Genomic DNA, 16324 nt, shown 5'->3' with positions numbered 1-16324 from the left:
CGCAGCCCGTACGCGGAAAGGCGGATTCTCAGTGCGTCGTGAACGGCGCCAAGGCGCTGAGCACCGCTCTGGTGGACTGCCGACTGCCCACTGTGATCCGCACGCCGCCGTCTGCGTAGTTACGGATCTGCAGGCCGGTGTTCTCGAAGAACTGGCGCCACGGCCTGCTGTTGGCGGGTAGATACACGAAGTTGGCGTGGCCGTCGGTGCTGTACACACCCATCGCATGCAGTCGCATCCGAAGATAGCGCCGCTCTGAGGCGATCATTCGAATGCGTTGCTGCAGTTGACTTTCTGCATCGTAGGACGCCGCGACCGCGACCAGCGCGGTGATGCCGACCCCGAAGGGCAACTGCATGGTCCACAGCCGCCTCGCCAGATCAGGCGCGCAGAAGCCGTATCCGATGCGCAGTCCGGCCAGCCCGTACGCCTTTGAAAAGGTTCGCAGCACCACAACATTGGGAAACCGCTCGACCAGCGAAAGGGCATCGAGGCGATGCTCAGGCGCGAGAAACTCGACGTACGCCTCATCGAGCAGGACCACGGTGTCCGACGGCACCCGCTGCAGGAACAGTTCGATGTCGGCGGCCGGTTCGATGGTGCCGGTCGGATTGTGCGGACGACAGACGACGACGACGCGCGCGTGCTGCGCCGCCTCGGCCATGGCATCCAGGTCGTGGTGGCCGTGCTCGTCCAGCGCCACGGTGACCGACGCCAGCCGGGCCATCTGCGCGAAGATCGGATAGCCGTCGAAGGTCGGCGACGTCATCACCATCCGGTCGCCCGGGCTGGTCACCGCACTCAGCACCTGCATGATCACCCCGGTCGCGCCGGCACCGATGACGACCTGGCCTTCACTGACCCCGACGTGTGCCGCGATCAGCGCACGCAGCTTCTCGGGCAGGAACTCCGGATAGCGGTTGGCCACATCAACCGATTCGGTCAGCGCCGACCGCACTCCGGGCAGGGGCGGGAACGGATTCTCGTTGAGCGACAGCGCCAACGGGTTCACCGCGCTCGGCAGCGCCGAGACGGCCTCCGTGAGGTCCTCCCTCGGGGTGCTCATCAGTCCCGTCCGCCCCATCTGATCGCAGCGGCGCCCGCGAAGTCGCCGGCGTGCGCGAACGCCGCCATCAGCGCCACGTCGCCCTTCTTCAGTTGGCCGTCGGAGATGGCCCGCTCGAAGTTGATCGGGATGCCTGCCGCGAACAGGTTGCCGCACTGTTCAAAAGTATCGATGTGTCTCGATTTGGGCAGTTCAAGCGCGTCGCGCCAGTTGCGCAGGAACGCCCGGTTGGGCTGGTTGGTCACCAGCAGGTCGATATCCTTCGGCTTGATCCCGATTCGGTCGCAGACCGCGTAAGAGACCTCAGGGACCTGGCGGTTGCCGCGTGCGAGCACCTTGGTGATCTTGCTTTCGGTGAAACCGATGCAACCTTCCCCCGGACCCGCTTCCCACCACTTGCGCGCCGGGTCGACGGCGATGGTCATGTCACCGGCGAACTCACCGTAGGTACGGCATTCGATATCGAGGATCGGCGACTTGTCCGACTTGGCGAGCAGGCCGACCGCGGCCCCGTCACCGGGTACGGACGCCTGCGCCTTGGACCGGATGGACTTCTGGTCGAAGATGGTGCCCGCCGCATTCTGCGCGACGGCGATCAGCGCAGTCTCACCCTGGCCCGACTCGATCAGCGACCGAGCGACGTTCATGCCGAGGACGAATGCCGCGCAACCTCCGTTGTGCAGATCGAGAACCCAGTTCGGCTTCATTCCAAGCCGGTCCGCCATTCCGCCGCCGCTGCCGTAGAACGGCATGTCCGGCAGCTGAACGTGGGTGATCAGGATGTCGACGTTCTCGATGACGTCGCGGCCGTGACGTTCGATGACCCCCGCCGCGGCGCGCTCCACCATGTCGATGGCCGTCTCGTCCTCGGCCACGTGGTGGCGGAACTTCGGCGCGCGGAACATCACGTTCTCGCGGAGTTCATCGGTCCCGGCATGGCCGGCGTAGTAGTCGGCGCTGACCGGCTCCCCCGGCAGGTAGGTCGAGATATCGAGCAGGCTGACAGCCATTTCGCTCTCCCCTACCCTTCGGGTGTGGGCCCACGTGTGCGCTGCAGTCATCGGTCGGTCCTCACTTCATCCAGGCCGGCGTGACCGGCAGGCCATTGCGGTGTCGGTATTCTGCGATTGCCTTCAGGTTCTTCAGCTCCAGCAGGTGACCGGGCCCGAACATGTCCCAGAAGTCGCCGACCCACACCGGACGTTGCGGCGGTGCGGTTTCCGGGTAGGGGTTCTTGTCATAGAAGGGGTGGTGGCAGTTCGTCCAGAGCACAACCGAACCCGGCTTGTCGAACACCACCTGCGCGTCGACGATGCGCATCAGGTAGATCATCCACAGGTGCTTGCCCTGGTCCCACGCGCAGTGGTAATCGACTGTGCGGGACTCCTTGTTGGCCACCGTGCGCGTGAAGATCGGGCTACCCTTGTCGCCGCCGAGCTTGTCGTATGCGACCCACAGCCCCGGTTCCTCCGTCGGGGCGAATCCGCGCAGGCTGTACGTCCACTCCTCCAGACACCGGGTGTCGGCCATGTAGTCGAACAGCTCGTCAGGCGGACAGTCCACGTAATCGTTGACGGTGCAGTAGGTTCCGAACACCTCGTCGTGGGGGTAGACCGACCGCATCATGTTCATGATGATCGGGGTGGCCTTCTCCCTCGGAGCCGTCTCGACGCGAAGGACCCCGTCGAGTGGCTCTGCTGTGCCACGGTGGGCGGTGATGTCATCAAGCGCGGGCAACGACATGGGTACTGCTCTCCTCTGCGATTACGGGATTCTTCACGGCTGCCTTGTCGAGAAAGGCTGCAAATGGGGGAATTTCGTCTGCCGAACACTCGACGGCGATGACGGACGGTCCGTCGACCTCGAGGGCGGTCTGCAATGCGGCGGGCAGCTCATCGATCGTGTCGACGTCGACGGACGACAGCCCGGGGAACATCGTCGCCAGCCCCGCTCCGAGGCGGCTCGGACCGAACCGGTTGTAGCTGTACGCGTCGTCATAGAACAGTTGCTCGCGAGTCACGCACATCGCGTGCGCGTGGTTGTCGAACAGCAGGAAGGTCACCGGAAGCCCGTACTGCACAGCGGTGTGAATCTCCATGCCGTGCATGTAGAACGACCCGTCACCGGCGAGCACCACGGTGCGGCGACTGGCCCCTTGGCTCTTCGCGCGAGCGCTCATCGCACGCCCGAACGCAATGCCCAGCGAGGCGCCGAAGCTGTAACCCATGCCGCCCATGCCCAGCGCGACGATGAATCGGCCGTCCCTGCGAACGGGTAGGTAGTGGATCGCCGCCGCGCCGATGTTGCCCGCGTCGACCACGATGTCGACCCCGTCGGGCAGGCCCGCGTCCAGCACGGCCATCGCCCGCCGGTAGCGCACGCCTGGCCCGTCGTGCTGCGGCGGCGCCAGCTCGCTTTTCGCCACGCTGTCCGGCACGCGGACACCTGTTGGCCTGCAGTCGCTGTTCAGCGCCTGAGCCAGTAACTTCAGGGATCCGCGCAGGTCTTCGGTATGGATGTGCGTGGACGGCACGAACGGCGCCGCGGCTCCGATCGAGTAGGTCGGCACCGATGTCAACGCCTCATCCAAACCGGCCCGTGCGGTCACGTTCAGCCGGGTGCCCACCAGCAGGCAGATCGCGCTGTCGGAGATCGCCGATGCGACGCCGGGATGACCCATCACGCCGGTCACTCCGAGAGCTGACGACGATCCGAGGCCCGGTGTGCCCGCGACGTCTTTGGCGTCGGGGACGGTTGCGACTCGCGCGCGCAGCATCGATCGCAGCACCGCGAGTTCGGCGCGCGCATCGTCGCGCGCCACTTGCTCGCCCGCGATGATCGTGATCGGCCCGTCGGCATTCCGTAGCGCCCGCGCGACGACTTGCGGGTCGCCGAGATGGGTGGCGATCGGCAGCCCATTGGTTCTTCCGTTGACCGAGCCGGCGAAGTCGAGGGTGGACTGCTGAATGTCTTTCGGCAGCAGCAGCACTGCCGGTCCACCACGCTTGGCGGCCACAATGGCTTCGGGCAGAACGCTGGCGATGTCCTCGGGGGCGGTGACCCGCCGGCAGAACACCGACACGGCTGAGAACAGCGCCTCACCGTCGAGGGCGCCGTTTCGGCCGCTGGTGTCCTGGAAGGCGCCACGGCCGTCGAGGGTCATCGGTGGCTGGCCGATCAACGCCAGCACCGGCACGCGACTGGCCAGTGCCTCACCAAGTCCGGCAACGGTATTCAGGCAGCCGCCGCCGGACGTTGCGACGACGACGCCAAGGCCCGCACCGCTGCGGCTGTAGCCGTCGGCCATGGTGGCCGCGGAGAATTCGTGCTTGGCCAGGATCGGGGTCACACCGTCGTGAAAGTGCGCGGCGTCATACAGATCTTCGATGTTGGCGCCGTCGACGCCGAAGATGTACTCCACTCCAGTCGCCGCCAGATAGCCGACGATATGGTCAACGACCCGATCTGTTCTGGCCATTCATTCACCTGCTTTCGCACCTGCAAATGACACGACCCGTGCGTGGCCCCGGTTCAACCAGTGACCGACTCACAGGTCTGATTGCAACAGCACCGCTCTGGTATCCGTGTCGACAAGCTGAACGGATTTGATCTGATCTTTTTGCATCGTTGTATTGCCGCTCGGCAACGCCGTAGCACCGTTAACACCGACCCAGGTGGCGACTTCGCTCTGCGTTCCGTTGTGGTTCAACAGAACCATCGACAGATTCTCTGTGGTCGCCTCGCCTCGGCTGGCATAGTCGCCGTAGGTGCAGACCATGTCCACCCGGGTGCCCCAGCCGAAGCCGGTCAAGGTGACCGTGGCATTGATCGGCGTTTGCGCGACCTTGCTCATCGTCACTTCCGAAGCCATCGGCCCATCGTCACCGCCCTGCCCGCGAATGCCGGGAAGGATTCCGATCACGAGCGCGACGGCCAGCACCGCAGCGGCGGCGGCCAGCGTGATGACACTGATCCTGCGGGTGCGGCGGCGTCGCCACTCCACCTTGGCCAGTAACGTGTCGAGCACTTCGGGACGAAGCGGCGGTTCTTTGGTCGCGGGATCGTCGAGCGCTTGCACTTCCTCGGCGGTCAGCTGTGCCAACAAGGCCGGGATGCCGCTCAGTTCCGCGACGGCAGTGCTGCACCGGGGGCAGGTGGCGAGGTGTGCCTCGAACTCCTGCCGCTGCGCCCCCGACAGCGAGCCAAGGACGTAGGCCGCGTCCCACATCGCGTACGGGTCATCGCCGTGCAAATCGTCGTCGCGCTTTACTGGTTGCGTCATCGGGTCACCCCCATTTCCTGCAGAGTGAGGCGCAACGCCCGAACGGCGTAATGCAACCTCGATTTCACGGTGCCTTCGGCAACGTCTAGGTCGGCGGCGATCTGTGCGGTCGTCCAGCCCTGGTAGTACGACCGCTTGATCACCGCCCGGTGGTCTGGAGACAGCTGTGCCAGGGCGCCGCTCAACAACATTCGGTCCAAGGCGGAATCCACCTCATCAGGGCCGGCGCGATCGTGGGTTTTCTCGATGTCCGGGGTTCCGGACTCGCTGCGAAACCGCGCGCTGCGCCGCTCGTCGATGATCATATTTCGGGCGACGGTGAACAGCCAGGCCCTCGCCGACCGGTCGCCGTCTGTGACTTCTGGATGCTGCCATGCTCGCAGCAACGTTTCCTGCACCACATCCTCTGCTCGGGCCGGATCCGCGGTGAGCCGCACGGCATAGCGCCACAGGGCTGCGCCGTGCTCCTGATAGAGCAGACGCATCAAGGCGACCTCGGGATCGTCCATTCACCACCTCCCTCGTTATTACGAGGCCGAGGTCGATCCGGTTCACAGGTTTTGACCAAACAGCGAAGAAAATCCGCCGATCTAACGGGTCAGGATGCGAGGCCCGTCATCGGTGACCGCCACGGTGTGTTCCCAGTGGGCGGCGCGGGTCCCGTCAGCGGTGACGACAGTCCACCCGTCGTCCAGCTCCACCGTCTTGGTGGTGCCGAGGGTCAGCATCGGTTCGATGGCCAGCACCGAGCCGGCAACCAGGTAGGGCCCGCGGCCGGGCTGGCCCTCGTTGGGCAGGAAGGGATCCATGTGCATGCGTCGGCCGATGCCGTGGCCGCCGTACCCGGCGACGATGCCGAATCTGCGGTCGTAGCGCTGCTCCGCGGCCCTGGTGCCGTTCTCGATGGCGTGCGAGACGTCGGTGAGGCGGTTGCCGGGCACCATCGCCGCGATTCCCGCCTCCATCGACTCTCTGGTGGCTGCCGACAGCGCCTCGTCGACCGGGATCAAGTGCCCGACTCCGAAGGTGATGGCCGAGTCGCCGTGCCAGCCGTCGACGATCGCGCCGCAGTCGATGGACACCAGGTCACCGTCCGCCAGTGCCTCGTCGGCCGAAGGGATGCCGTGCACGACGCGGTTGTTCACCGACGAGCAGATGGTGGCGGGGAAGCCGTGATATCCGAGGAAGGACGGGGTGCCGCCGGCGTGGCGGATCACCGATTCGGCGATCGTGTCGAGCTCGAGGGTGGACACACCGGGCGCCGCGGCCTCGTGCACCGCCTTCAGCGCGGACGCGACCACCGAGCCGGCCACTGCCATCGCGTCGAGCTCACCGGGTGTGCGGGGCTCGACCACCTTGCGGGTTCGCAGCCCCGGCAGGGTGACCATCTTCCTACTTGCCCAGAGCGCGCAGCGCGCGGGCGAAGACCTCGTCGAGCCCGCCGACCGCGTCGACGGTCTGCAGGTTGTTGCGGCTGTAGTACTCGAGCAGCGGCCTGGTCTCGTCGGCGTACACCTTCATCCGGTTGTGGATGACCTCTTCGGTGTCGTCGGCGCGACCGCGGGCCTGGAGCCGTGTGAAGAGCTCCTCCTCGGAGACCGAGAACTCCAGCACGGCGTCGAGCTTGGTGTCGTGGTTCTTGAGCATGTCGTCGAGGGCCTGTGCCTGCTCGACCGAGCGCGGGTAGCCGTCGAGGATGAAGCCGTCGACGGCGTCCGGCTGCTCGATGCGGTCCTCGACCAGCTTGTTGGTCAGCTCTGAGGGCACGAGGTCGCCTGCGTCCAGGTAGCGCTTGGCCTCCAGGCCCAACGGGGTGCCGGAGCTGATGTTCTCGCGGAAGAGGTCGCCTGTGGAGATCTGCGGGATGCCGAGCTTCTCGGACAGCTTCTGAGCCTGCGTCCCTTTGCCCGCCCCCGGCGGCCCGAGCAGTACCACCCTCACTTCAGGAACCCTTCGTAGTTGCGTTGCATCAGCTGGCTCTCGATCTGCTTGACCGTATCCAACCCGACGCCAACCATGATCAGAACCGCCGTGCCGCCGAACGGTATGTTCTGGACACCGCCGGTGTTGCCGATCTCGAGGAACAGGTTCGGCAGAACGGCGATGACGCCCAGGTAGATCGAACCGGGAAGGGTGATCCGGTTGAGCACGAAGCGCAGGTAGTCGGCGGTCGGCTTGCCGGGCCGGATGCCGGGGATGAAGCCGCCGTACTTCTTCATCTCGTCAGCGCGCTCGTCGACGTTGAACTGCACCGACACGTAGAAGTAGGTGAAGAAGACGATCAGGCCGAAATAGATGGCGATGTAGGACGGGCTCGACGGGTTGGTCAGGTGGTTCGCCACGAATTTTTCCCACCAGCCTGTACCCGGGGTGGTCTTCCCGCTCTGGATCAGCTGGGTGATCAAGTGCGGGATGTAGATGAGCGAGGACCCGAAGATCACCGGGATGACGCCGGCCTGGTTGACCTTCAGCGGCAGATACGTCGAGGTGCCGCCGTACATCTTGCGTCCGACCATGCGCTTGGCGTACTGAACCGGGATGCGGCGCTGGCCCTGCTCGACGAAGACGACGCCGACGATGATGATCAGCGCGGCGACGCATACCGCCGTGAAGACGACCGGGCCGCGGCTGTCGAGGATGTTCTTGCCCTCAGAGGGGATGCGGGCCGCGATGCTGGCGAAGATCAGCAGCGACATGCCGTTGCCGATGCCGCGCTCCTGGATCAGCTCGCCCATCCACATCACCAGCGCCGCGCCCGCGGTCATCACGATGACGATGACGGCGAGGGTGAAGATGGACGAGTCCTGGATGATGTCGAGGGAGCAGCCCTGTAGCAGTCCGCCGTTGGCGGCCAGCGCCACGATGCTGGTGGACTGGAGCAACGCCAGAGCGATCGACAGGTAGCGGGTGTACTGGGTGAGCTTGGCCTGCCCCGCCTGACCCTCTTTTCGCAGCTCCTCGAAGCGCGGGATCACCACGCCGAGCAGCTGCACGATGATGCTCGCGGTGATGTAAGGCATGATGCCGATCGCGAAAACCGCCAGCTGCAGCAGCGCGCCGCCGGAGAACAGGTTGATCAGGGAGTAGATCTGCGCCGAGTCGCCGCCGCTGAGTTGCGTGATGCACTTCTGGACGTTGGGGTAGTTGACACCCGGCGACGGGATCGACGCGCCGATCCGGTACAGGATCAGGATCGCAAGCGTGAAAAGGATCTTGCGCCGGAGGTCAGCCGTTCGCAGCGATGAGATGAAAGCCGAAAGCACTCTTCCTCCTGCGCAGCCGGGCTCTTATCGCGGCGTGCTAAATGGGCTGGTCCGTACCAGCGTGGTCAAGTCAGTTGGCGAGCCTCGGCAGGCACCCAGCCTGCGAAGTCGCGCAGTCTACGAGAGTAACAGTTGGCCGGTGTCGATCCCGCATCCGCTGGTGGCTGGCACTGAGGTCAGACGACCTTTGGCGATTCGAGGCGTACAGTCGCTGGCGGCTCGTTAGATCAGCTAAGTAATCGACGGACAGGGGTTTCTCACATGGCTCGGACCGACGACGACAGCTGGGATCTGGCCTCGAGCGTAGGGGCGACCGCGACGATGGTGGCCGCGGCGCGGGCGATGGTGACCAGGATCGATGGCGCGTTGATCAGCGACCCCTATGCCGAACCGCTGGTACGCGCCGTCGGCGTCGACGTTTTCACCCGGCTCGCCACCGGCGAGCTCGACCCGTCGGCGTTCGACATCGACGACGACAAGAACGCGGGCCTTGACCGAATGGTCGACAACATGGCCGTCCGGACGAAGTTCTTCGACGACTTCTTCCTCGACGCGACGGCCGCGGGCATCCGACAGGCCGTGATCCTGGCGTCGGGCCTCGATTCGCAGGCATACCGGCTGCAGTGGCCTGCGGGCACGGTGGTGTTCGAGGTGGACCAGCCCGAGGTCATCGCCTTCAAGACGCGGGCGCTCGCCGACATCGGCGCCGAGCCCACCGCCGAGCGCCGCGTGGTGGCGGTCGACCTTCGGTTCGACTGGCCTTCGGCATTGACGGCGGCGGGGTTCGACCCCGCGACGCCGACGGCGTGGAGCGCCGAGGGATTGCTGGGATACCTGCCGCCCGAGGCCCAGGACAAGCTGCTTGACACCATCACCGAGCTGAGTGCCCCCGGGAGCCGGCTGGCCACCGAGAGCGCACCGCCCATAGATCACTCTGACGTCGACGAGGCGAAGGAGAAGATGGAGCAGTCCGCAATGCGGTGGCGCGAACACGGCTACGGCCTCGACTGGGCCAACCTTGTCTACCTTGGTGACCGCAGCGAGCCCGCGGCGTACCTGGCGGAGCACGGCTGGACGATGAACGGCAGCAACATCAACGACCTGTTGACCGAGCACGGATACCCGCCGTTCGACAGCGACACGATGTTCGCGGAGATGCGCTATGTCAGCGGCACCTTCGGCGGTGGTGAGCGAAAAGGCCCAAAGCCATGACGAGGGCCGAGGCAGACAGCTGGGACATCGCGTCCAGCGTCGGCGCCACCGCCACCATGGTCGCCGCGGCGCGCGCGATGGCCAGCAGGGAACCCGACGCGCTCATCGACGATCCATTCGCGGAGCCGCTGGTTCGGGCGGTCGGCCTGGACTTCTTCGACCGGATGCTCGACGGTGAGTTCAGCGCCGCCGACGACGACGGCGCCACCCGGCTCATCACCACCGTGATGGCGGTGCGGACCCGTTTCTTCGACGACTTCTTCCTCGACGCGACGGAGTCGGGCATAGACCAGGCTGTGATCCTGGCCGCCGGCCTTGATGCCCGCGCGTACCGGCTGCGGTGGCCCACGGGCACCGTCGTCTACGAAATCGACCAGCCCAAGGTGATCGAGTTCAAGGACTCGACGATGGCGTCGATCGGCGCCGAGCCGACGGCGACCCGCCGCGCGGTGAGAATCGATCTGCGTGAGGACTGGCCTGACGCACTGCGCCGCAACGGTTTCGACGATGACAAGCCCACGGCATGGTCAGCTGAGGGGCTGCTGGTCTACCTGCCGCCGGATGCTCAGGACCGCCTCTTCGACGACATCACGGCCCTCTCGGCGCCGGGCAGCCGGCTCGCCACCGAATATCACCCGGATGCGGGCGCCAGCATCGGTCAGCGGGCGGAAGCCTTCCGGGAGCGGTGGCGCAAACACGGGTTCGACCTGAACCTCGCGGAGCTGTTCTATCCGGGCGAGCGCCGTCCCGTCGTCGACTACCTGACCGATCACGGCTGGCAGGTGAGTGCCCGCAACAGGGCCGAGATGTTCGCCGAGTACGGACGACACTTCCCTGACGACGAAGGGCTCGCACCTATGCGGGGCTCGCTCGCCATCACCGCAACACGACAGTAGGACGTCAATGGCACGGACAGACAACGACAGCTGGGGTCTCGCCTCGAGCGTGGGCGCCACCGCGACCGCGGTCGCGGCGTCGCGGGCGGTTGCCTTCCTCGACCTCATCGGCGACTCCGGATACCTCACGGCGATTCTGTAGAGGAGCACCATGGCCCGCACTGACAACGACTCGTGGGACCTGGCGTCCAGCGTCGGCGCCACCGCCACCATGGTGGCCGCGCAGCGGGTGCTGGCCGACCGCGAGGGCCTGATCGACGATCCGTACGCCGAGCCGTTGGTGCGCGCCGTCGGGCTCGACTTCTTCAGCCGCGCCCTCGACGGCGAATTCGACTTCGAGGACGTCGATCCCCGGTTCAACCGGCGACGCGCCGCCGAAGGTATGGCGGTACGCACCCGGCACTTCGACGGGCTGTTCACCGATGCCGTCGACGCAGGCGTGCGGCAGGCGGTCATTCTGGCGTCAGGGCTGGACGCGCGCGCCTACCGGCTGCCGTGGCCGGACGGGACCGTCCTCTACGAGGTCGATCAGCCGGAGGTGATCGAGTTCAAATCGCGCACCCTGGCCGACTTGGGCGCACATCCGACGGCGGATCGACGCACCGTCGCCATCGATCTGCGTGAGGACTGGCCGAAGGCATTGCTGGACAACGGGTTCGACCCCGGCCGGCCGACCGCGTGGAGGGCCGAGGGCCTGTTGATCTATCTGCCGCCCGAGGCGCAAGACCTGCTGTTCGACAGGATCACCGAGCTCAGCGCGGCGGGCAGCCGAGTCGCCACCGAACACATTCCGGACGTGTCCATGTTCTCCGATGGTCGGGCCAAGGAGATCACCGACCGGCTGAAGACATACGGGCACGACTTCGAGATGGGCGATCTCATCTACCACGGCGAGCGCAGTGATGTTCTGGACTTTCTCACCGGCCACGGCTGGGACGTTTCGGCGCAAGGTATGCAGGATGCCTACGCCGCCAACCGTTTCGAGTTCCCGGAGGACGACGCGCTGGGCTTCTTCACCGACTTCAGCTACGTGACAGCCATCAAACGCTGACTCCTAACAACGCCCACGACGTTCACGGCTGCTCGGCGTGCGCGGCGACCCAGGTATCGACCCGAGTCCAGGTGCGATCCAGCCAGCGTGCCAGTTCCTGCGGCGGTGGCACCTCAATGGCCGGCACCACGACGGTGCGAACAAGCAGTTGCCGGTGAACTGGAAGTTGCCACCAAGGGCGGGCGCGGCCGTCGGCACAGAAGCCGTTGTGAGTCAGCACGAGCAAGTTGGCGTTCGGCGCGCCTGCTACCGCAGCCGCAGCGCCGCCACTGCGCGGCGGCAGTGTGTGGGACTGCCTCAGGGCTCTGCCCGCCGCCCGCAGGTTGCCGGTCGATCGCAGTCTGTGAATCGCGTCGCGCCATCGCGGCCAACTGAAGTTGGCGCCCTCCGGAAACAACAGCATCGCCTGGCCGCCCGTCAGGGATTCCGCCAGTAGACGAATCTGTGTGCGTGCCCGATCACCCCTTGCGAGGAAGCACAGGCAACCCCAATCGCCGGCCAGATCGAGTAGAGGCTCACACCGAAGAACCGCCTTGAGCACCACCCTCAACTGCATCCTGTACCGGATGGCCAACAACCAGGCGACGAGGACGCTGTCCCCGGGGCCGCAATGTCGGGACAGAACGATCAGCGGCACGTCGCGCGGCGTCGCGTCCGGCGTGGCCGAGCCCGGCTCGAGGACGACCTCCACGTCTAGGATCCGGCGGACGGCGACCTCAGCGGAAACCAAGAAATCGTGCACCATCTGGTCGCAATCACGGTTCCCGCGCAGCACCTGCGTCATTGCGCGCAATTCAATCAATGCGTACGCCATCGTCAAGGCGACGGTGCGCGGGGGTCGACTTGATCGCACCGCGATCGCGACCACACCTGACCCGAGCAGCAACACCGGACCAAGCGCAAGCAAGGACACCATCACAATGGCCATCAGCGGCATGGTGATCGCCCGGCGCAATGCGGTCATCGTTGTGCCTCGAGATATTCGAGGGTGGCGCAATACGCCAGTTCAGCGCGTCCGGCGATACGGCGCGCATCGCGGTATCGCAAGTTCGACCACGTCGAGGAGGGACGCCGCGGCAACCCTGTCGGAAGTACATGAACGGTCACCTGCGAGCTCACCCGTTCGAGATCACTGAAGAATCGATGCCTCCGCGAGATCTCGAATGCGACGAACCCGACCTCCCACAGGAACCGTGGTGCGGCAAGGTCTTCTTCCACGCGTCCGACGTGTAAAACCCAAATGGTGTCCGCGCCACCCGTCACTGCCCGGTCCAGCGGGATGCTGTTGACAAGGCCGCCGTCGTAATAGTGCTCCCCACCGATCCGCACCGGCGGGAAGACGCCGGGCAGCGCACAGGACGCCAGCACCGGTTCAACCAGATCTCCGCTGCTGAACCATTTTTCGCGGGCGCGTTCGATGCTGGCAGCAACACACTCGAACGGGACGGCGAGATCCTCGAACCTTTTCACCGGCAAGCCGTCGTGCAACACGTGTCGCAGCTTCGCGTTGCCGTGCAACGCGGTTCGATGCGACACGAGGCGACCGATCCCACTGACCAACGACCCGTCGAGCACGCCGCCGCCACCGAGTTCGCGCCACATCGTCAACAGCCGCTGCGCCCCTTGAGGGGTGGGATCGGCGGCGAGGGCCGCGCCGTTGATCGCACCGACGGAGGTGCCGCAAATCAGGTCTGGCCGCACTCCGGCCTCCAACAGCGCACGCGCCATTCCGACCTCGGCGGCTCCCAACACGCCGCCCCCGCCCAAGACGAAGGCGTTGCACGTCATTGTCGGCGTATACCCAACCAACAGAAAAGATCCCAAGCGTCTGACGAACGGGTTAATTATCTTCTGTGCGGGGTATTTCCCTCTTATGAAAAGGAGGTCATCATGCGAGCGTTGAACGGTCTGCTCGGTGTGGCGTTGGGCATCCTCGGCGCAGTGGCCGGTGTTGTCCTGGGAATCGTCGCCTCGTTGGTCTGGGTCGTGGGCCTTGTGCTGTGCCTGACCATCCTGCTGATTCCACTTGGGATACCGGTGATGAAACTGGGGCGGCGTCTGCTCGGTCTGTCCGGCGACCTGATGCATCTCTCCTGACGAAGGAGGCCAATCATGCGTCTGCTACGTGGAGTTGGCGGCGCGGGACTGTGGATCGTCGCTTCCCTTCTTGGGCTTGTCGGTGTGGTTCTCTGCGTCACCGTCATCCTGCTTCCAGTGGGCATCCCGCTGCTGAAAACTGCCGGGCGTCTTTACCGCCATGCCATGCAGCTGATGCTTCCTCGTGCGCTGGCGCATCCGGTCAATGAGCTCGGCAAGGCCGCGAAGAAGAGGGACCGCAAGCTCAGGAGCTCGGCATCGGACGCGCTGGGCGACACCACCAAACAAACCCGCAAGGCCGCCCGAAAGATGCGCAAGCAGATCGCCTGACAGCGACGACGGCCGCGAGTACGCGGCCGTCGCCTGCTCGAAACTGTTCGACGCTACTTGCGGAAGACGTCCTTCGCCTTCTCGCCTCGTTGCTTGGCCCCCGCCTTCGCTTGGTCGGCGCTGCCCTCGTCTTCCATGCGCTGGTTGCCGGTTGCGCGCCCAGCGGTCTGCTTGGCCTTGCCAGAGACCTTCTGCGTGACGTTCTTGGCCTTGTCGACGTTGCCCATCTCGCGCTCCCTCTGTATGTGGGCTTCACTTGTGTGAGCCTCTGCCACAATGGGTTTCCATTGACGTCAGCGTCAAAACATCTGCAGGCCCGTACGGCAACCGTCTGCACAGCACTCAGCACCCTTGTGTGGTGGTCTGGTTTGCCGATGAGAACACGTTCCACCCAGGCATCCGACACGCAGCAGGCTCGGGACAATTTACCCAATGAGCTATTAATCGTCGCGGTGCAGATAGCGCGTCGACGCAGGCCACGAGCTTAGGTCGAGCAGGCAAGGAGTTCGCCGACCCGGACGCTCCGCAAAGTTTCGCAACCGGTTCCAGAACGTTCTTCGAGTGCGAATGTGGCCTCGATCACATTTGGTCGATCCCGTCAGAACTCTTGGGCCGGCAACAGTCTCGTGGGCGCTGCAAACGACCGGTCGACGCACCAAGCGACGAAGGCATCGATCCGCCCGCCAGGCCCTGCGGTGCCGTCAGACATCTGGGACTTCAGCTCTAATTACTTGTGACACAGCTGAATTCGTCGTGGACTCCGTCGAGCCGAAGGTGGTTGGTTCGACCGCCTCACCGACATCTATCCCGCGCAGGAATTGACGGTGAGGATATTGCCCGTTAAATCCAAAGCAGCGACCCGGCCATCACGTGCCGCTGTGGAAATTGTGGGCCAAGGCCTATGGGGACGCCGGCGGACAAGATCATGGCAGCAATGGAGGGAGAAAGCAGAGAGGATGCAAACCGGCCATTCCGACTGCAAAGATAAATTCTTCGTTCGTGCGCAATATCTAACCTCAAACGATCTTGAACATTATCTTCCATCATTTGAGACTTCCTCAAAGACGAGATTAATTAAACAGGGCAACGAGTTTAGCTACCACGCCGTAGGTTTAAGCGCTCCTTCCTGCGGAGCGCACTCTAGCAATCGTCAGATCGCATGTATGCCGTGCCCAACCGTTTGTCCTGCCTTGATTAGCGAACTCCTTCTAGATCGGATGAATTCATCATGGGCTGGCCGTGCCTCGGTTTATATGACCCTTAAATCGCTCCTGGTTCAATTAATGGACGAGTGGGTAGCCCGCCGATATGCGTATTAGAGGCGGGGATCTAACAACGGATTCTCAGGCCTCGACCCGCTGAACTACACGGGTGCAACGGGCAGAAAGGAAGCCAAAATGTCAAACGGAGGAAAAGTAGCGCTTGCGGTAGGCGCCGGATACATGCTGGGCCGTACGAAGAAAATGCGGTTGGCGCTGATGCTGGCGGCGGCCGGCATCACCGGAAAGTTCCCCACCAGTCCCACTGCGCTCGTCGGTCAGGGCCTGAAATCGCTCGGTGCGAACGCCGATGTGACCCAGTTGACCGAACAACTGCGCGGTGAGCTGCTCAACGCCGGCAGGGCTGCGGCGCTCTCGGCAGCGACCAGCCAGATCGAATCACTCAACGACCGACTGCAAGGCGTGACGTCAGCGGTCGATGTCGACGACACCCTCGACGATGTGGGAGGGCTGCTGGGCGGCAAGCGGCGGCGGAAGCGTTCTGCGGACGACTACGACGAAGACGACGCCTATGACGAGGCGGACGAAGCAGACGAAGACGAAGAACCTCTGGACGTCGAGGAAGTCGACGAAGACTTCGAGGACGAGGCCGACGAGGCCGACGACGAGGATGTCGACGAGGCAGACGAAGCGGATATCGACGACGAGGATGTCGACGAAGCGCAGGACCTGGATGAGGACGAGGACCTGGACGACGAGCCCGAGGAGGAACCGGAGCCTCCGGTGACGCGGCGGCGCGCCGCCCGGCGAGTGAGCGCACCAAGGAAATCGAGCACACCGAGGAAATCGACACGGGCCACGAAGCGGACTGCGGCGCGCTCGACGACACGACGAGGACGGTGAGAGC

The 16324-nt window shown here is 64.8% G+C and carries 19 protein-coding genes; 7 read left to right on the top strand and 12 right to left on the bottom strand.

What is annotated here, in order from left to right; translation table 11 throughout:
* Positions 1 to 28 precede the first annotated feature (28 nt).
* From C6A82_RS05445 to secY, 9 genes are all read right to left on the bottom strand, one after another.
* Positions 29 to 1066 (bottom strand): histidinol-phosphate transaminase, encoded by a 1038-nt coding sequence (locus tag C6A82_RS05445; protein ID WP_105343566.1) that lies wholly within the window; start codon positions 1064 to 1066, stop codon positions 29 to 31.
* Positions 1066 to 2076 (bottom strand): 3-oxoacyl-ACP synthase III family protein, encoded by a 1011-nt coding sequence (locus C6A82_RS05440; protein ID WP_105343563.1) that lies wholly within the window; start codon positions 2074 to 2076, stop codon positions 1066 to 1068. The genes C6A82_RS05445 and C6A82_RS05440 overlap by 1 nt, the downstream gene beginning before the upstream one ends.
* Positions 2077 to 2137: 61 nt before the next feature.
* Positions 2138 to 2809, bottom strand: coding sequence for an SRPBCC family protein (locus C6A82_RS05435; RefSeq protein ID WP_105343561.1), 672 nt, complete (start codon positions 2807 to 2809; stop codon positions 2138 to 2140).
* On the bottom strand, positions 2790 to 4544 hold the full coding sequence (locus tag C6A82_RS05430) for a thiamine pyrophosphate-binding protein (RefSeq protein WP_105343559.1): 1755 nt from the start codon (positions 4542 to 4544) through the stop codon (positions 2790 to 2792). Before C6A82_RS05430 ends, C6A82_RS05435 begins: the two co-directional genes overlap by 20 nt.
* 69 nt (positions 4545 to 4613) lie before the next feature.
* Positions 4614 to 5348 carry an anti-sigma factor gene (locus C6A82_RS05425; protein ID WP_105343557.1) on the bottom strand — a complete coding sequence of 245 codons (735 nt, stop codon included), beginning with the start codon at positions 5346 to 5348 and terminating at the stop codon, positions 4614 to 4616.
* Complete coding sequence (locus C6A82_RS05420; RefSeq protein ID WP_105343555.1) at positions 5345 to 5857, bottom strand: sigma-70 family RNA polymerase sigma factor; 513 nt, start codon at positions 5855 to 5857, stop codon at positions 5345 to 5347. The genes C6A82_RS05425 and C6A82_RS05420 overlap by 4 nt, the downstream gene beginning before the upstream one ends.
* An 81-nt stretch (positions 5858 to 5938) precedes the next feature.
* The gene (map, locus tag C6A82_RS05415) at positions 5939 to 6736 is read right to left on the bottom strand and encodes a type I methionyl aminopeptidase (RefSeq protein WP_105343553.1); all 798 of its coding nucleotides are present in this window, start codon (positions 6734 to 6736) and stop codon (positions 5939 to 5941) included.
* 4 nt (positions 6737 to 6740) lie between these two features.
* Positions 6741 to 7289, bottom strand: a complete 549-nt coding sequence (locus C6A82_RS05410; RefSeq protein WP_105343551.1) for an adenylate kinase — start codon at positions 7287 to 7289, stop codon at positions 6741 to 6743.
* Positions 7286 to 8611: a preprotein translocase subunit SecY gene (gene secY, locus C6A82_RS05405; RefSeq protein WP_105343549.1), complete on the bottom strand. Its 1326-nt coding sequence runs from the start codon at positions 8609 to 8611 to the stop codon at positions 7286 to 7288. The genes C6A82_RS05410 and secY overlap by 4 nt, the downstream gene beginning before the upstream one ends.
* A 261-nt stretch (positions 8612 to 8872) precedes the next feature.
* Between secY and C6A82_RS05400 the strand changes: the two genes are divergently transcribed.
* Genes C6A82_RS05400 through C6A82_RS05385 form a run of 4 tightly spaced genes read left to right on the top strand, consistent with a single transcriptional unit; the run spans position 8873 to position 11770 of the window.
* The gene (locus tag C6A82_RS05400; RefSeq protein ID WP_105343547.1) at positions 8873 to 9823 is read left to right on the top strand and encodes a class I SAM-dependent methyltransferase; all 951 of its coding nucleotides are present in this window, start codon (positions 8873 to 8875) and stop codon (positions 9821 to 9823) included.
* Entirely contained in the window at positions 9820 to 10719 is a 900-nt protein-coding gene (locus tag C6A82_RS05395; RefSeq protein WP_105343545.1) for a class I SAM-dependent methyltransferase, read from the top strand. The genes C6A82_RS05400 and C6A82_RS05395 overlap by 4 nt, the downstream gene beginning before the upstream one ends.
* A 7-nt stretch (positions 10720 to 10726) precedes the next feature.
* Positions 10727 to 10861, top strand: a complete 135-nt coding sequence (locus C6A82_RS26915; protein ID WP_396836781.1) for a hypothetical protein — start codon at positions 10727 to 10729, stop codon at positions 10859 to 10861.
* Positions 10862 to 10870: 9 nt separating this feature from the next.
* Positions 10871 to 11770, top strand: coding sequence for a class I SAM-dependent methyltransferase (locus tag C6A82_RS05385; protein WP_311101698.1), 900 nt, complete (start codon positions 10871 to 10873; stop codon positions 11768 to 11770).
* Positions 11771 to 11792: 22 nt separating this feature from the next.
* Here the strand turns inward: C6A82_RS05385 and C6A82_RS05380 are convergent, their stop codons facing one another.
* Both C6A82_RS05380 and C6A82_RS05375 read right to left on the bottom strand, forming a co-directional pair.
* On the bottom strand, positions 11793 to 12734 hold the full coding sequence (locus C6A82_RS05380; protein WP_105344985.1) for a 1-acyl-sn-glycerol-3-phosphate acyltransferase: 942 nt from the start codon (positions 12732 to 12734) through the stop codon (positions 11793 to 11795).
* On the bottom strand, positions 12731 to 13558 hold the full coding sequence (locus tag C6A82_RS05375; protein ID WP_105344983.1) for a patatin-like phospholipase family protein: 828 nt from the start codon (positions 13556 to 13558) through the stop codon (positions 12731 to 12733). Before C6A82_RS05375 ends, C6A82_RS05380 begins: the two co-directional genes overlap by 4 nt.
* 102 nt (positions 13559 to 13660) lie before the next feature.
* Here C6A82_RS05375 and C6A82_RS05370 point away from each other — a divergent pair, with 102 nt between their 5' ends.
* Positions 13661 to 13867 (top strand): hypothetical protein, encoded by a 207-nt coding sequence (locus C6A82_RS05370; RefSeq protein WP_105344982.1) that lies wholly within the window; start codon positions 13661 to 13663, stop codon positions 13865 to 13867.
* 15 nt (positions 13868 to 13882) lie between these two features.
* The gene (locus tag C6A82_RS05365; RefSeq protein ID WP_105344980.1) at positions 13883 to 14197 is read left to right on the top strand and encodes a hypothetical protein; all 315 of its coding nucleotides are present in this window, start codon (positions 13883 to 13885) and stop codon (positions 14195 to 14197) included.
* A 53-nt stretch (positions 14198 to 14250) separates the two neighbouring features.
* On the opposite strand, the gene C6A82_RS05360 is transcribed toward C6A82_RS05365, so the two are convergent.
* Positions 14251 to 14424, bottom strand: a complete 174-nt coding sequence (locus C6A82_RS05360) for a CsbD family protein (RefSeq protein ID WP_105344978.1) — start codon at positions 14422 to 14424, stop codon at positions 14251 to 14253.
* A 1170-nt stretch (positions 14425 to 15594) separates the two neighbouring features.
* Here C6A82_RS05360 and C6A82_RS05355 point away from each other — a divergent pair.
* Positions 15595 to 16320 (top strand): hypothetical protein, encoded by a 726-nt coding sequence (locus C6A82_RS05355; protein WP_158261630.1) that lies wholly within the window; start codon positions 15595 to 15597, stop codon positions 16318 to 16320.
* The last annotated feature ends 4 nt before the right edge of the window (positions 16321 to 16324 follow it).

The organism is Mycobacterium sp. ITM-2016-00318 (assembly GCF_002968285.2).
Taxonomy (GTDB): Bacteria; Actinomycetota; Actinomycetes; order Mycobacteriales; family Mycobacteriaceae; genus Mycobacterium.
Note: the sequence above shows the minus strand (reverse complement) of the source record. Positions and strands in the feature narration are given on the sequence as shown.

What these genes read in the sequence shown, in the direction of transcription:
- C6A82_RS05435 (WP_105343561.1), bottom strand. Translation starts at nt 2,809, where the DNA reads ATGTCGTTGCCCGCGCTTGATGACATCACCGCCCACCGTGGCACAGCA.
- C6A82_RS05360 (WP_105344978.1), bottom strand. Translation starts at nt 14,424, where the DNA reads ATGGGCAACGTCGACAAGGCCAAGAACGTCACGCAGAAGGTCTCTGGC.
- C6A82_RS05355 (WP_158261630.1), top strand. Translation starts at nt 15,595, where the DNA reads ATGTCAAACGGAGGAAAAGTAGCGCTTGCGGTAGGCGCCGGATACATG.
- C6A82_RS05365 (WP_105344980.1), top strand. Translation starts at nt 13,883, where the DNA reads ATGCGTCTGCTACGTGGAGTTGGCGGCGCGGGACTGTGGATCGTCGCT.
- map (WP_105343553.1), bottom strand. Translation starts at nt 6,736, where the DNA reads ATGGTCACCCTGCCGGGGCTGCGAACCCGCAAGGTGGTCGAGCCCCGC.
- C6A82_RS05430 (WP_105343559.1), bottom strand. Translation starts at nt 4,544, where the DNA reads ATGGCCAGAACAGATCGGGTCGTTGACCATATCGTCGGCTATCTGGCG.
- C6A82_RS05380 (WP_105344985.1), bottom strand. Translation starts at nt 12,734, where the DNA reads ATGACCGCATTGCGCCGGGCGATCACCATGCCGCTGATGGCCATTGTG.
- C6A82_RS05420 (WP_105343555.1), bottom strand. Translation starts at nt 5,857, where the DNA reads ATGGACGATCCCGAGGTCGCCTTGATGCGTCTGCTCTATCAGGAGCAC.
- C6A82_RS05395 (WP_105343545.1), top strand. Translation starts at nt 9,820, where the DNA reads ATGACGAGGGCCGAGGCAGACAGCTGGGACATCGCGTCCAGCGTCGGC.
- C6A82_RS05440 (WP_105343563.1), bottom strand. Translation starts at nt 2,076, where the DNA reads ATGGCTGTCAGCCTGCTCGATATCTCGACCTACCTGCCGGGGGAGCCG.
- C6A82_RS05375 (WP_105344983.1), bottom strand. Translation starts at nt 13,558, where the DNA reads ATGACGTGCAACGCCTTCGTCTTGGGCGGGGGCGGCGTGTTGGGAGCC.
- C6A82_RS05385 (WP_311101698.1), top strand. Translation starts at nt 10,871, where the DNA reads ATGGCCCGCACTGACAACGACTCGTGGGACCTGGCGTCCAGCGTCGGC.
- C6A82_RS05370 (WP_105344982.1), top strand. Translation starts at nt 13,661, where the DNA reads ATGCGAGCGTTGAACGGTCTGCTCGGTGTGGCGTTGGGCATCCTCGGC.
- C6A82_RS26915 (WP_396836781.1), top strand. Translation starts at nt 10,727, where the DNA reads ATGGCACGGACAGACAACGACAGCTGGGGTCTCGCCTCGAGCGTGGGC.
- C6A82_RS05445 (WP_105343566.1), bottom strand. Translation starts at nt 1,066, where the DNA reads ATGAGCACCCCGAGGGAGGACCTCACGGAGGCCGTCTCGGCGCTGCCG.
- C6A82_RS05425 (WP_105343557.1), bottom strand. Translation starts at nt 5,348, where the DNA reads ATGACGCAACCAGTAAAGCGCGACGACGATTTGCACGGCGATGACCCG.
- C6A82_RS05400 (WP_105343547.1), top strand. Translation starts at nt 8,873, where the DNA reads ATGGCTCGGACCGACGACGACAGCTGGGATCTGGCCTCGAGCGTAGGG.